Origin of the sequence: Flavobacterium sp. F52 (assembly GCF_000278705.1) — a bacterium.
Classification (GTDB): Bacteria; Bacteroidota; Bacteroidia; order Flavobacteriales; family Flavobacteriaceae; genus Flavobacterium; species Flavobacterium anhuiense.
In genome coordinates, this window is the sequence record NZ_AKZQ01000006.1 from 131,446 (window position 1) to 145,083 (window position 13,638).

Here is a 13,638-nt window from a genome sequence, read left to right on the forward strand (position 1 = left end):
TTATAATCCTATTTTTTTTGACTTTTAAATAAATAGGATTATGAAAAAGATGTTTTTGTTTTTGATTATGGCAAGTGCAATTTCTTGCGGAAAAAAAGTTTCTCAAGAAAATGCAAGCACAACTCCAAAAGAACCTGAAAAGGAAGCTGTCGTTGGAGGAGATTCCGACTCTCATGGATGCAAAGCTTCGGCAGGCTATACTTGGTCGGTTTTGAAAAAAGAATGTATTAGAGTTTTTGAAAACAGCACAAGACTAAATCATGCTGAAGATGGAAAAGCATATTCTACCGTTTCCTATGTAATTTTTGAAGGAAATAAAGCAGAGCTTTTCCTAGATACTCAAAAAGAATCCATCATTTTAGAAAGAAAATCAGAAGGTGATTCTTGGATTAACGGCGACTGGCAGTTGATTCCGTGGAAAGGTTATGTTCTGAAAAAAGGAGAGAAGATTCTTTATACTGGAGAATAAAAGTTTACAGTCGCAGTCTCGGTTTTCAGTTAGAACTTTGACAAAGTTTTTTTTATAGTTAGATTGAAAACTGGGACTGCGACTGCGACTGAATACTAAATAATCTCTTTAATAAATTCAGAATCGACGACTTGGGCAAATTCTTCATTTAAACTTGCTAAAGCAGTCTGATGTATTAATTCGGCAGAGAATTCTTCTCCGTTTAAGCCTTTTTTATTGAAAGTTGCCGTTGCATCAGAAACCAAGTAAACATTGTAACCGAAATTTCCAGCCATTCTTGTCGTGGTAGAAACACAGTGGTCTGTAGTTAAACCCACAATAACAAGATTAGTTATTTCGGCATTATCAATAAGCTCTTTTAAATTAGTTCCAATAAAAGCACTGTTGACATTCTTTTTAATAATGATTTCTCCTTCAAGAGGTTTTACCACATCTTGAAATTCATTTCCCGGGTTTGTTTCGTTTAAAATCGAATTTGGATTTGAAGAACAATGCTGTATGTGAAAAATAGGCAATTTTTTGTTTCTCCAAATTTCCAGAAGTTCGCCAGCTTTTTCTTCTGCTGTAACATTATTACGGTCGCCGCCCAATAGGTAATATCATGAAAGCCTTTTTGAATATCAATTAAAATTAATGCAGGATTATCAAGTTTTTTGGTGTTCATTTTATAAAGAATTTAGAGTAAACTGCGACTTAAAACTGTGACTGAGTACTAATTAATCAACCAATTCTTGAAATCAAAGAAATTCTGAGGAGCAACTCCATGTCCAACAGGATATTCCTTGTACGTAAGCGGAATATTAAGTTTTTCTAAAGCGGCAGGTGTTTTTCTTGCCCATTCAATTGGAATAACTTGATCTACAGTTCCGTGTGAAGCGAAGAATTTTAAGTTTTTGAAATCATTGTTTTCAAAACCTTCTTTGATGATTTCTTCGTTGAAATAACCGCTCATTGCGACAACTCTCTGAATTTTTTCAGGATAAGAAAGCGCCGTTGCATAACTTAAAATAGAGCCTTGACTGAAGCCGATTAAAGTAACATTGTTGGCATCAATAGGATAATTTGCCACTAATTCATCAATAAAATTTGCAATTAAATCTCTTGAAGTTTTGGCTTGTTCGTTATCTGAAAATTTATTTTGATCTGCATCAAAGTTGATGGCATACCAAGCATAAGCGCCATATTGTAAATCGTAAGGGGCTCTTGCAGAAATAATGTAATAATTATCTGGAAGTTCAGAAGCAAAAGAGAATAAATCGGCTTCGTTGCTGCCGTATCCGTGCAATAAAAGCAATAAAGGATTTTTATCTAAAATTACTTTTGGTTCTCTTATTTTATATTCTAAAGATAGATTCATTTTTTAATTATGAATTGTAAGTTGTGAATTGTAAATTTTTGGTCTCAGTCTCAGTCGCGGTTTTCAGTTCTTAACTTTGTCAAAGTTTTGACGTTTTTAGTTTGGAATTTGGTACTTAAAAATTGGAAATTTAAAAATTAACCAATTTTTTTAAACCATTTTTGAAATAAATTTCCAACTAAAGGAATAGGTCTCATTTGTCCTTGAATGGCGTTAAAAATACCGAAAGTCCATAAAATTGAAATGCAGATCCACATTGGGAAAGTAATGAAGAAACTATCGAAATTACTAATGATTGCACCTAGAGAAATAAAGGTTAAAGATAATCCTAAAGATTGGCGGATATGAAAAGAAGCAAAACTATTTTTGTTCTCAGAATTCATGCTCATGGCAATTAAAACACCAATAATTAGAATATAGCTAGTTATAGCAATTGGTTTTCCTTCTTCGACTGAATTATTCATTTTATTATTTTGTAACTAATTGATTTTGATTGAAAATCCCGTAAACAGAACCTTTAAGTTCAGTTCCTAAAAAAGCAGAATTTTTTGATTTTGAAAGGATGTTTTCTTTCGTAAAAGTTGATTTTCCTTCTGTTGTAAACAAAGTTAAGTTTGCTTTTGCACCTTCTTTGATTGTAAGATCTTCAAGACCAAAAACATTTCTCGCAGCAGTTAATTTTTTTACGATTGTTTCTGCTGGTAAAACCGTTAATAAAGCACCAAAAGCACTTTCTAATCCGATAGTTCCATTTTTGGCAGTATCAAACTCCATTTTCTTGAATTCGATATCAATCGGATTGTGATCTGAAGTAATCATGTCGATAGTTCCGTCAGCTATTCCGTTTAGTAAAGCTTGTCGGTCAACCTCAGTTCTTAATGGAGGCGTCACTTTAAAACGAGTGTCAAATCCGTCCAGTTTTTCATCCGTTAAAACCAAATGATGCACCGAAACACTTGCAGTAACGTTTAAGCCTTTTGCTTTAGCTTCTCTAATTAATTCAACCGATTTTGCTGTAGAAATAGTCGGAATGTGAAGTTTTCCACCAGTATATTCCAATAAAAATAAGTTTCTTGAAATTTGCAGTTCTTCAGCTAAATTTGGAATTCCTTTCAAACCTAATCTTGTTGAAACAATTCCTTCGTTTGCCACACCATTTCCTTTAATATTTGGGTCTTGAGAGTAAGCAATTACCAATCCGTCAAAATCTTGTACATATTGCAAAGCAATTTTTAGAATGTTAGCATTGTCAATACTTTTGTTATAATCTCCAAAAGCGATTGCTCCAGAATTTTTCATATCAAAAAGCTCTGCCATATCTTTTCCTTCACTGGCTTTTGTTAAAGCTCCAATCGGGAAAATTTCTGTAGCAGAACCATTTGCTTTGCTTTTTACAAAATTTACCTGAGATTGATTGTCAATAATTGGTAACGAATTTGGCTGTAATGCAATTGCCGTAAAACCGCTTTTGGCAGCAACATTCAACCCGTTTGCAATGGTTTCTCTGTCTTCGTAACCAGGCTCTCCCAACGAGACACTGCTGTCAAACCATCCTTGAGAAACATGAAGATTATCAAATCGTACCACTTCTGCGTCATCGTTTGGAAGTGAAACGCCTATTTTTTCTATTACACCATCTGCAATTAAAAGATCAACGGTCTGATTGTGAAACGGACTTTTTGAGTCGATAATTTTGGCGCTTTTGATGATTAGTTTCATATGTAGATATTTTTTGTCGTAAAATGATTTTTGTAAAAAGTAAGACGTTTTAGAAAACGAGAAACCTATTTTACAAATTTTATGATTGCCATTTCTAATGCTAAAAATAACAGTGCAAAGATAACAAACCATTTCCAAATTTGGCTGTCGGTTCGTTCAGTTTGTAACGTATTGAAAATGGTCGAAATCGTATCGGCAGTTTTGAAATCAGAAACTACATTGGTGTTTACTTGGCTTAAATCGCTTTCGGTTCTTTTGTAATTGAAACTGATGTTTTCTACCCATTCTTTTTTGTCAAAAACACTGTAATTTCCTGCTGTTTCAGGAAAACCATTAAAGGTTAATTTGACTTTATTGTTTAAAATCTGCTGAACGGGTATAAACGAATCTTCTGTTCCTTTTACTTCCAAAATAGCATCTTTAGTCAAAAGAACATCAACAAAATAAGGCTGATTGTTTCCTATTGTTAAAGCATTTACGCCAGTTTTCTGATTGTTTTGAGCAATTTTATAAAACAATGGGACAATTAAAGGCGATTGCTGAAAATTAGAATTGGCACTATTAATCGGAGCTGTAAAAACCGTAACTCCAGAAACCTGATTTTGAACAGCGGTTACAAAAGCAGTCTGGTCTTCAAACGAAAGAACAGCAGGATATGAACTCGACACGGCAAACGAACTGTTTACTTTTGGGTATTGGAAATTGCTTATTTTGTTTTCGAAAACGCCTGAAAAAAGAGGATGATCAAAATTAATTTTAGTGATTAATTTACTGTTGGTTTCTAAATTTCCGAATTGTATTTTTCCAAAATTACCCAATAAAGCGTTTAAACTTGAAAGAGAAGTTTTCTCGGATGGAATCACAACTAAATTTCCTCCTTTAGAAACAAAAGCCTTTAAAGTGGTTTGTAATGCTTGCGGAATATCAACCAGTTCATTTAAAATAATAGTATTTTGTTTTTCTAAACTATTATAATCTAAAGAACCGATTGGATAATTGTTATAATTGAATTCTGCGGAAGTGTAAATTCTGGATAAGAAATTGCTTTTTTCAGGTTCACCAATGCTGATAACGTTTGTTTTTTTATTTTTTGAAATGCTGAAAAACAATTTATTATCATAAGTTAAACCATTGTCTTCAATTGTTACATATCCGTGAAAAGCTTCTTTAGGAATGGTAAAATTGATTTTCTTTTTCTTCGCGTCGAAATTGACAATAGTTTTGGCAATCAGTTTGTTTTGATTGTAAAGCGCCGTTGAAACAGGTTTGAAATCTTCACCATAAGCTGATAGATTAATTCCGATTTCGTAAAAGTTTTCTAAAGTCTGATTGATGTAAACGCTGTCTATTGAGACATTGTTTTTTTGCTCCGCTTCAGGAACAATAAAGTATGGTTTTTCTTCGAAATCTATATTTTGAATAGCTGCTTCCTTTAAACCGACAGCATCAGTAATAATGACAATATCTTTTTTATGAGCCGATTTATGAGCTTTTATTTTAGCTGTAATTGCTGAAATGTCAAAAGGAGAAGCGCTGTATTTTAAATTTTGTAAAGCACTTCTAGAAGATTTTATATCCGTATTCCAAAAATTTTCAGTGTTGGTTAAAAGTGAAAATTGTGTGTTTTCTGGAGTGTTTTCAAGCAATTCCTGTACGGCTCTTTTTAATAATTCTCCTTTTTTGCCTTTTGCTTGCATACTGAAAGAATTATCCAGTACAATATACATCTCATTTGAAGCGTTCTTACTGTCGGCAGCTTCAAAAAAAGGCTGAGCAAAGGCGATAATGGCACAGGTAAGCAACAGCAAACGAGTGGCCAATAAAAGACGTTTTTTGATTTTAGAACTCTTACGAGTCTGTATAGCAAGTTCTTTTAAGAAGCGTACATTGGTAAAATAGGAAGTTTTGAATCGTCTTAATTGAAATAAGTGTACCAAAATTGGAACGATCAATAAAAACAGAAAGTATAGAATTTCGGGATGTTTAAAATGCATTCTGGCTTCAATTTACTTCACTACGTTTTGTTTTTCGCGAAGATGCTGGTCAAAAATACAAATTAAAATTATTAAACCATATAAGTAGGAGAATTATGAATTGTTAATTGTCAATTATGAATTGAAAATGTTTTGACTAGCAAGAAAACTATCAAAAAATGTAACTTTTGTAATTTCTTTGTAACTTAGAAGCTCCTTCAAACAAATATTATTACTTATTTTAGCTAATTCACAAAAACAAAAAATAAACTATGAAAAAAATGTATCTAGTATTATTTTCAGCTTTATCAATAACCGCGGTTAGAGCTCAGAATAAATTCAACTTACTGGTTGGAACTTATACCAATACTTGCCAAAGCAACGGAATCTATGTGTATGAATTTGATGCTACAACAGGTGATTATAAATTAAAAAGTTCTTCAGAGAATGTTGTTAGTCCGAGCTATTTATCAGTTTCTGCAGATAATAAATTTATTTATGCTGTAAACGAAAACGGGACACAAAGTACAGTAAGTTCTTTTTCATATGATTCGCAAACGGGCAAAATCAATCTTTTAAATAAAAATGATTCTTTTGGAGCAGATCCTTGCCATTTAATTAATGATGATAAAAATGTAATTGCTGCCAATTATTCTGGTGGAAGCATTGTTGTTTTTAAGAAAAATCCAGATGGAAGCATTACAGAAAAACAACAACTTATTCAACATGAAGGAAAAGGACCAAATGCAGCTCGTCAGGAAAAGGCGCATGTGCACATGGTTATGTTTTCTCCAGACAAAAAGTTTGTTTTGTCAAATGATTTAGGTTTAGATAAAGTGTTTATTTATAAATACAACCCAACTTCAAAAAATGAAATTCTGACTTTAAAAAGTAGTGTTGATGTAAAACCGGGAAGCGGACCAAGACACTTAACTTTCAGTAAAGACGGAAAATTTGTGTATTTAGTTCAGGAATTGGATGGAACTTTAACAACACTAAGCTGGGATAAAACTGGAAGTTTAAAAGTAGTTGCTGAAACAAGCATTCTTCCAAAAGACTTTAAAGGCGGAACGGGTGCAGCTGCAATCAAAATTTCACCTGATGGAAATTTTTTATACGTTTCAGACCGTGTTGATGCAAATGCTATTTCGGTTTACAAAATCTCTAAAACAGGAAGTTTGGAATTAGTAGAACAGCAAAGCACATTAGGAAAAGGTCCACGTGATTTTGCAATTGATCCAACAGGAAATTACCTTTTAGTAGGCCATCAATATACTAATGATATAGTTATTTTTAAAAGAGATATCGCAACAGGAAAGATTGTAGATACTGGCAGAAGAATACAGTTGTGTTCGCCAGTGGGATTGTTGTTTACGAAAATATAGTAAAAAAAGGTTCTGAGTTGCTAAGATACTAAGCTTCTAAGCTTTAAAAAAGGGTAAAGATTCAGCGAATCTTTACCCTTTTTTAATGTCATATAAAATACTTAGAATCTTAGCAACTTAGTAGCTTAGCATCTAAAAAAAAAAATGTTATTTTTTTTTCTTCTTTTCATTTCTTGTTTTCAACATATTTCGATTAACCGAACCATGTGTTTTCTTTTTGGTTTTTGAAGGACCTCCAAGATTGACTTTCTGGTTCTTTTTAGATTTTTCGTGAAAAGCGCCTTCGCCTTCCAGCTTCGGTTTTTTCAATAAAAACTTTCTTGGTAATTTATCTTTTTCAGCTTCAATAAGTTTTTCTGAAATTTCAACTTCTTCAGGAAAATCAGCTATTTCAAGCTCTTGATCCATTAAAAGTTCCGTTGCTATTTTGAATTCTTCTTCTCTAGGAGTAACAAAACTAATGGCTGTTCCTGTTGCATCTGCACGACCTGTACGGCCAATTCTGTGCATGTACAATTCAGGTTCTTCTGGAAGTTCGAAGTTAATTACGTGTGTAATGTTAGAAATATCCAAACCTCTTGCCATAACATCGGTTGTAATTAAGCCGCGAAGATTTCCTTCTTGAAACTCAGCCATTGTACTCAAACGATAATTTTGAGATTTGTTGGAGTGAATCACACCAAATTGCCCGTCAAAAAGTTCATCAATGCGATTGAAAAGCATATCTGAAATCTTTTTGTTGTTTACGAAAACCAAAATACGGCTCATGCTTTCATCGGTTTCCAATAAATGTTTCAACAGATTTACTTTTGTATTGAAATTTGGAACATTATAAGTAAGTTGCGTAATTTTCTCAAGAGGCGTTCCTGATGGTGCTAATGTCACTTCTTCAGGAAAATCAAAATAATCATTTAATAAATCATCAACTTCGTCTGTCATCGTTGCAGAGAACAGAATGTTTTGACGTTTAGGTTTCATCATCGCAAAAAGCGAAGTCAGCTGTGGTCTGAAACCTAAATTCAGCATTTCGTCAAACTCGTCGATAACCAGTTTTTGTGTTTCGTCAAAACGAACAACAGCATCAAGAGCTAAATCCATTGTACGTCCAGGAGTTCCAACTAAAATGTCAACACCTTCGTAAACGGCTTTTTTCTGTGTATTGATGTTTACGCCTCCATAAATTCCTAGAGTTTTAACCGACATATATTTCGTCAGTTTTTCTACTTCTTCAACCACTTGAACTACTAATTCGCGTGTTGGAACTAGAATTACAATTTTTGGCGTATTGGTATGAGTGAATTTATAAAGCTTTAAAAGAGGTAATAAATAAGCAAATGTTTTACCGGTTCCCGTTTGTGCAATTCCCATCATATCACGTCCAGACATGATTACAGAAAAAGATTTTTCTTGAATAGGAGTAGGCGTAACAAATCCTAATTCGTCAACTGCTTTTTGTAATGATTTTGGAAGATTAAATTTTTCGAAAGTGCTCATTTGCTTTAATTTTTGTGCAAATGTACGTTAAATTCGTGGTTTTTTGTTGAATTTGTAATTTTTGATATCGTATTGCCACTTTGAATGTCACTCTGGGCGATCCCGAGGCTTCGGGAGAAGAGCGCAACGATTGGAGCATGGGCTTCGACTCCGCTCAGCCTGACAGTTGTATATTTTTAGATCTTAAAAGATTAAAAGCCTTCAAAAACCCCTAGTCCAAACAAAGCAAAATCGTATTTTACAGGATCTTGCGCATCCATTTCTCTTAATTTAGTGTCTAATTCCAATAAAGCTTTTGCATCATTTTGCTTACGCGAAAGAATTCCCAGTTTGCGCGCTACATTTCCAGAATGAACGTCTAGCGGACAAGATAAAACAGAGGGTGAAATGCTTTTCCAGATTCCTAAATCGACTCCTTTTGCATCTTGGCGCACCATCCAGCGCAGATACATGTTGATTCTCTTCGCCGCCGAATTGTTTAACGGATCTGAAATATGTTTCTGAGTTCGAACTAAATGATCTGTTTCGAAGAATATTTTTTTGAATTCGCTGATGCTTTTCTGCAAACTGTCTTTTTCTTGATTTTTGGCAAAAACAGATTCTAGTCCGTTGTGGTTTTGGTAGATATGTTTTAAGCCTTTTATAAAACCAGCAAAATCATTTCCATTGAAAGTTCTGTGAACAAAAGTTTCAAGTCTTGCCAAATCTTCATCAGAATGCGACATGACGAAATCGTAGGGTGTATTCCCCATTAGTTCCATCATTTTATGCGAATTCTTAATGATCATTTTACGGTTTCCCCAAGCAATTGATGCGCTAAGAAAACCAGCGATTTCGATATCTTCTTTTTTGCTAAAAAGATGTGGAATCTGTACGGGATCACTTTCTATAAAATCCTGATTGTTATATTGAATGACTTTTTCGTCTAGAAATTCTTTGAGTTCTTTTTGGTTCATTTTAAATGAAATCTTCTAATGTATTCGAGTGCCCTAGCCCTGATGGGAGCGGCATCCTTTTTCTGGCTTCTTTAGCCAGGAAAAGATATAGCGGACAGCAGGAATTAGCTCCTGATTATTTTAATTGCTAATTTGACCGTCAACCATAACTAATTTTCTGTCAGCCATGTTTGCCAATTCTTCGTTGTGGGTTACAATAACAAAAGTTTGTCCGAACTCATCTCGAAGCTGAAAAAACAATTGATGTAAGTTTTCTGCAGAATGTGTGTCCAGATTTCCTGAAGGTTCATCAGCAAAAATGACATCTGGTTTATTGATTAAAGCTCTCGCAACCGCTACACGCTGCTGTTCACCGCCTGAGAGTTCGTTAGGTTTGTGGTTGATTCTATGTGAAAGACCGAGATAAGAAAGGAGTTTTTTTGCTTCTTCTTCGGTTTCGGCTGTTTTTTTACCTGCAATGTGAGCTGGAATACAAACGTTTTCTAAAGCTGTAAACTCAGGCAAAAGCTGGTGAAACTGAAAAATGAAACCTAAGTTTAGGTTTCTAAAATCGGATAAAACTTTGTCTTGTCTGCTTTTCTTTTTGAAGTAGCGATTATAGTAAAATAACAATAGTAAAGTCGGTGTGAGGATTACTGCCCAAGTGCCGTAACCGAAAATATCGTTTTCTATTTTACTTCTAAAAAACAATAAAAACACAGCCAATAAAACAAAATAAAGTGCTCCCAACCAAGTAATGATTTTAAATGCTTTTTCTTGGTTAGAGTTATCGTTTTTAATATTTTGGAGCTCTAAAACGTTTTTACCATTAATGGTCAGAGATGAATCTGGATTATGGTCTGGTTTATCAAGAGTTCCTAAAATCTGCAATAATGTCGTTTTACCAGCACCCGAAGCACCAACTATAGAAACAATTTCACCTTTTTTGATATGTAGATCGACTCCTTTTAGAACTTCAAGTTTGTCGTAGAATTTATGTATGTTTTTTGCGTGTATCATGTACTGAAACTGTTTTTACAAAGAAACGAAGATTATAATCAATATCAAATTACAAAAATCAATATCAGAAGTCAATATCAAAAGTCAATATCAAAAGTCAATATCAAAATTCAATGTGGAAATTTCAAAATAAATGCCAAATTCTAAAAAGAGCGAAGCGATTTTTAAAATCTAAAATCTAAAATCTAAAATCTAAAATCTAAAATCTAAAATCGGTACGTAAATTGATATGGGAATGTTGGAAATTAAATTTAATAATAAGTAAAACCACTTTAGGGAATTATTTTTAATTTCGATTAACTTAAAAACGAATGTGTTATGCAAGATTTAGAAGTTGTAGAAGATAACAGAATGTCAAAATTAATCATCGGATTGGTTTTGGACGGAATTGGTATGATTTCTTTCTCGATTCCGTTTTTGGGTGAATTCTCAGATGTTGTTTGGGCGCCAATTGCAGGTATAATTATGGCTAAAATGTACAAAGGGAGAGTAGGGAAGGTTGCTGGGGTTTTGACATTTCTGGAAGAGATTATTCCTTTTACAGATGTTATTCCTTCTTTTACTTTGACATGGATTTATACTTATTTTTTCTCAAAGCAAAATTGAGAAAGTCTAATCTTTAAATAGAAATCCAAGTCCCATATTTTTAAGCATCTTCTTTTCGAAGTTCCAAAAGAATTTAAATTGCCCAAAAACAGTTCCTATAGCAACCAATAAAACCTGATAAATTGGGAAGATAATAATAAGACGAATAAGCGTAAACCAACCTCCGAAATCTTCTTTGGTAATTCCTAGCCAAACGCAGAAAGGTTTAGACAGCCAAGCAGATGCCGATCCTGTGATGGCAAAAACGATAAATATAATAACGGCTTGTAAATTTGAGGTGATTCCCCAGCGTTTTTTTAATCTGTCCATACTATTTGTAATGATTACAAATATAGTATATTATCTTGAAGGAACGTTACCCCAAAGCTTTTGTTTGTAAGTATTTTGGAAATAAATCATGTAATTGTAAATTAGGTAATTTACTTCATAGCCATAATGAATGTCAGGACGATAGTTAATTGACATTTCGTATAAATTTGGATTGTAACGCTGCGGTTGTAGGACACGATTATTCCATTCGGTTACATACAAATAGTTTTTATTTTCAAGATATTGTAATGAATAATAATTTCTTGGATAAGCTCTTGATGCAAGCCAAGTGCTAAATCCATTATCGATAATTATTACTTCATATTCAAGAGAGTCGTTTGCAATTCTAACAGTATCACTTATTTTTTTACTTGATGTAGATGCAGTATTAGCGCTCGCAATATTCTGCGAAGTTGTAGAACATGCAACAATTATAAGTAAAACAATTAATATGGAAATACATTTTTTCATCTTATAAATTTACGAATATTTTTTCAGGTTAAAAGAGGCAAAGGCTCAAAGTAACAAAGGTTTAACATTCTTTTGAAGTTTCTAAGGTGCTAAGCTTCTAAGCTTTATTTTTTGGTTGTGTGCATAAAAGTAAAAAGCTGTTTGCTTCGCAAACAGCTTTAAAAACTTAGTATCTGAGAGACTTAGGGTCTTAGTATCTTAACTATTTACTTCCAAAAAGTTTTCCAATAAAACCTGCAATTCCTCCTTTGCTTTTGGTTACTACAAGAACATCTGCCACATCAACTTTTCCGTCGTTGTTTTGGTCAAGTCCAAATTGCATTCCGTATTTAGAAATGGTATCCATTATTCCAGAAGCTTGTCCGCTGTTACCAGAAATGGAATTTATAATATCTGAAATTTGAAAACTGCTATCGTTTGGATCTTTTGCTTTATTGACTAAAGAGCCTAATATCTGTGGAATCAAATTGGAGGCAACTCCATTTGAATCTGCACTGCTTAAACCAAATTTTTCTCCAAGACTTCCGCTTAATTGCTGTTGGATTTGCTGAACAACAGGATTTGAACTGTCTATTGGAGAATTTCCATTAAATAATCCGGCAATCTGATCTGTGTTTCCCTCAGAAACAATCTTTTTTAATCCTTCAAAAATAGAATTGCTTGTTTCGCTTATTACGGCGTCATTATGTTCATTTGGGACAGCGCTATTGTTTACCACAGCATCGCCTCCGTATTGCTGCACTAATTGGGTTAATTGTTCAAACATGATATTTAGGGTTTAGATTATCAATCAAATTTAAACAAAAAAAGAAAGGGATTTATTAAACTGTGTTAATAAATCCCTTCTATGTAATTTAAATATAGTTAATTAGCTTAACAAAGTAATGATTTGTGATGCTAATTCTGTACCAATTCTATCTTGTGCTTCTCCTGTCGCAGCTCCGATGTGAGGAGTTAAAGAGATTTTAGAATGCATTAAAATTGCCATTTCTGGTTTTGGTTCGCTTTCGAAAACGTCTAAACCAGCAAAAGCAACTTTTCCTGAATCTAAAGCTTTTACTAAAGCTACTTCATCAATAACACCACCACGAGCACAGTTTACGATTCCAACACCGTCTTTCATGATGGCAAGTTCTTTTTCTCCAATGATGTATCCATCTTGAGCAGGAACGTGCAATGTGATGAAATCTGCTTCTTTAAATAAAGACTCTAAAGATTGAGAAACAATTGTAGTTGTGATTGACTGTCCGTCGAAAAATTCAACTTTTACGTCTACTTCAGGAATAAAACTATCTGCAGCGATAACTTTCATTCCAAGACCAAGAGCCATTTTTGCAGTAGCTTGCCCGATACGGCCAATACCAACAATACCTAAAGTTTTTCCTCTTAATTCAGTTCCGTTAGCGTATGCTTTTTTCAAACCTTCGAAGTTTGAATCTCCTTCAAGAGGCATATTTCTGTTAGAATCATGTAAAAAACGTACACCAGAAAATAAGTGTCCGAATACCAATTCCGCAACAGACTCAGAAGATGAAGCAGGGGTATTAATTACATGGATTCCTTTACTTTTTGCGTAGTCCACATCGATATTGTCCATACCAACACCACCACGACCGATGATTTTGATGCCAGGACATGCATCGATGATATCTTTACGAACTTTAGTCGCACTACGAACTAAAATTACGTCAATGTTGTTTTCATTTATATAGTTAGCTACTTGTTCTTGAGCTACTTTTGTAGTGATAACTTCAAAACCGCCTTTTTCTAAGGCTAGAATTCCACTTTTAGAAATTCCGTCATTTGCTAATACTTTCATTGTTGTGTTTATTGTTTGTTTGGTTCATCGTTTAATTGTTTAATCGATAACCAACTATTTGATTTTTCTTTTTTTTGATAT

At 33.6% G+C, this 13,638-nt stretch carries 14 protein-coding genes and 2 pseudogenes; 3 read left to right on the forward strand and 13 right to left on the reverse strand.

The window, feature by feature from the left end; all coding sequences use genetic code 11:
* Positions 1–40: 40 nt before the first annotated feature.
* Entirely contained in the window at positions 41–469 is a 429-nt protein-coding gene (locus tag FF52_RS02115; RefSeq protein WP_237718512.1) for a hypothetical protein, read from the forward strand.
* 95 nt (positions 470–564) lie between these two features.
* Here FF52_RS02115 and FF52_RS02120 read toward each other — a convergent pair whose 3' ends face one another.
* The 5 genes from FF52_RS02120 to FF52_RS02140 form a co-directional block, all read right to left on the reverse strand.
* Positions 565–1,059 (reverse strand): cysteine hydrolase family protein, encoded by a 495-nt coding sequence (locus FF52_RS02120; RefSeq protein ID WP_008462541.1) that lies wholly within the window; start codon positions 1,057–1,059, stop codon positions 565–567.
* 122 nt (positions 1,060–1,181) lie between these two features.
* Positions 1,182–1,826, reverse strand: a complete 645-nt coding sequence (locus tag FF52_RS02125; RefSeq protein WP_008462542.1) for an alpha/beta hydrolase — start codon at positions 1,824–1,826, stop codon at positions 1,182–1,184.
* A gap of 137 nt (positions 1,827–1,963) precedes the next feature.
* A complete protein-coding gene (locus tag FF52_RS02130) occupies positions 1,964–2,290 on the reverse strand; it encodes a membrane protein (RefSeq protein WP_008462543.1) in 327 nt (108 codons plus the stop codon).
* A 4-nt stretch (positions 2,291–2,294) separates the two neighbouring features.
* Positions 2,295–3,545, reverse strand: a complete 1,251-nt coding sequence (locus FF52_RS02135) for a dihydroorotase (protein ID WP_008462544.1) — start codon at positions 3,543–3,545, stop codon at positions 2,295–2,297.
* A gap of 65 nt (positions 3,546–3,610) precedes the next feature.
* The gene (locus tag FF52_RS02140) at positions 3,611–5,539 is read right to left on the reverse strand and encodes a vWA domain-containing protein (RefSeq protein ID WP_035690595.1); all 1,929 of its coding nucleotides are present in this window, start codon (positions 5,537–5,539) and stop codon (positions 3,611–3,613) included.
* Positions 5,540–5,790: 251 nt separating this feature from the next.
* On the opposite strand from FF52_RS02140, the gene FF52_RS02145 reads away from it, so the two are divergent.
* Positions 5,791–6,903, forward strand: a complete 1,113-nt coding sequence (locus FF52_RS02145; protein WP_008462546.1) for a lactonase family protein — start codon at positions 5,791–5,793, stop codon at positions 6,901–6,903.
* A gap of 147 nt (positions 6,904–7,050) precedes the next feature.
* On the opposite strand, the gene FF52_RS02150 is transcribed toward FF52_RS02145, so the two are convergent.
* From FF52_RS02150 to FF52_RS23840, 4 genes and pseudogenes are all read right to left on the reverse strand, one after another.
* Positions 7,051–8,397, reverse strand: coding sequence for a DEAD/DEAH box helicase (locus FF52_RS02150; protein ID WP_008462547.1), 1,347 nt, complete (start codon positions 8,395–8,397; stop codon positions 7,051–7,053).
* 191 nt (positions 8,398–8,588) lie between these two features.
* Positions 8,589–9,353 carry a TIGR02757 family protein gene (locus tag FF52_RS02155; RefSeq protein WP_008462548.1) on the reverse strand — a complete coding sequence of 255 codons (765 nt, stop codon included), beginning with the start codon at positions 9,351–9,353 and terminating at the stop codon, positions 8,589–8,591.
* 120 nt (positions 9,354–9,473) lie between these two features.
* Positions 9,474–9,923, reverse strand: a pseudogene (locus tag FF52_RS23835) (ABC transporter ATP-binding protein); the annotation flags it as partial.
* Between the two features lie 216 nt (positions 9,924–10,139).
* Positions 10,140–10,352: pseudogene (locus tag FF52_RS23840) on the reverse strand (ATP-binding cassette domain-containing protein); the annotation flags it as partial.
* A 318-nt stretch (positions 10,353–10,670) separates the two neighbouring features.
* On the opposite strand from FF52_RS23840, the gene FF52_RS02165 reads away from it, so the two are divergent.
* Positions 10,671–10,958 carry a hypothetical protein gene (locus FF52_RS02165; protein ID WP_008462550.1) on the forward strand — a complete coding sequence of 96 codons (288 nt, stop codon included), beginning with the start codon at positions 10,671–10,673 and terminating at the stop codon, positions 10,956–10,958.
* Positions 10,959–10,964: 6 nt separating this feature from the next.
* Here the strand turns inward: FF52_RS02165 and FF52_RS02170 are convergent, their stop codons facing one another.
* From FF52_RS02170 to FF52_RS02185, 4 genes are all read right to left on the reverse strand, one after another.
* Entirely contained in the window at positions 10,965–11,267 is a 303-nt protein-coding gene (locus FF52_RS02170; RefSeq protein WP_008462551.1) for a DUF6787 family protein, read from the reverse strand.
* Positions 11,268–11,297: 30 nt separating this feature from the next.
* Positions 11,298–11,738: a DUF6146 family protein gene (locus FF52_RS02175; protein ID WP_008462552.1), complete on the reverse strand. Its 441-nt coding sequence runs from the start codon at positions 11,736–11,738 to the stop codon at positions 11,298–11,300.
* A gap of 202 nt (positions 11,739–11,940) precedes the next feature.
* Positions 11,941–12,504, reverse strand: coding sequence for a DUF937 domain-containing protein (locus FF52_RS02180; protein ID WP_008462553.1), 564 nt, complete (start codon positions 12,502–12,504; stop codon positions 11,941–11,943).
* 102 nt (positions 12,505–12,606) lie between these two features.
* Positions 12,607–13,557 carry a D-2-hydroxyacid dehydrogenase gene (locus tag FF52_RS02185; protein WP_008462554.1) on the reverse strand — a complete coding sequence of 317 codons (951 nt, stop codon included), beginning with the start codon at positions 13,555–13,557 and terminating at the stop codon, positions 12,607–12,609.
* Positions 13,558–13,638 lie beyond the last annotated feature (81 nt).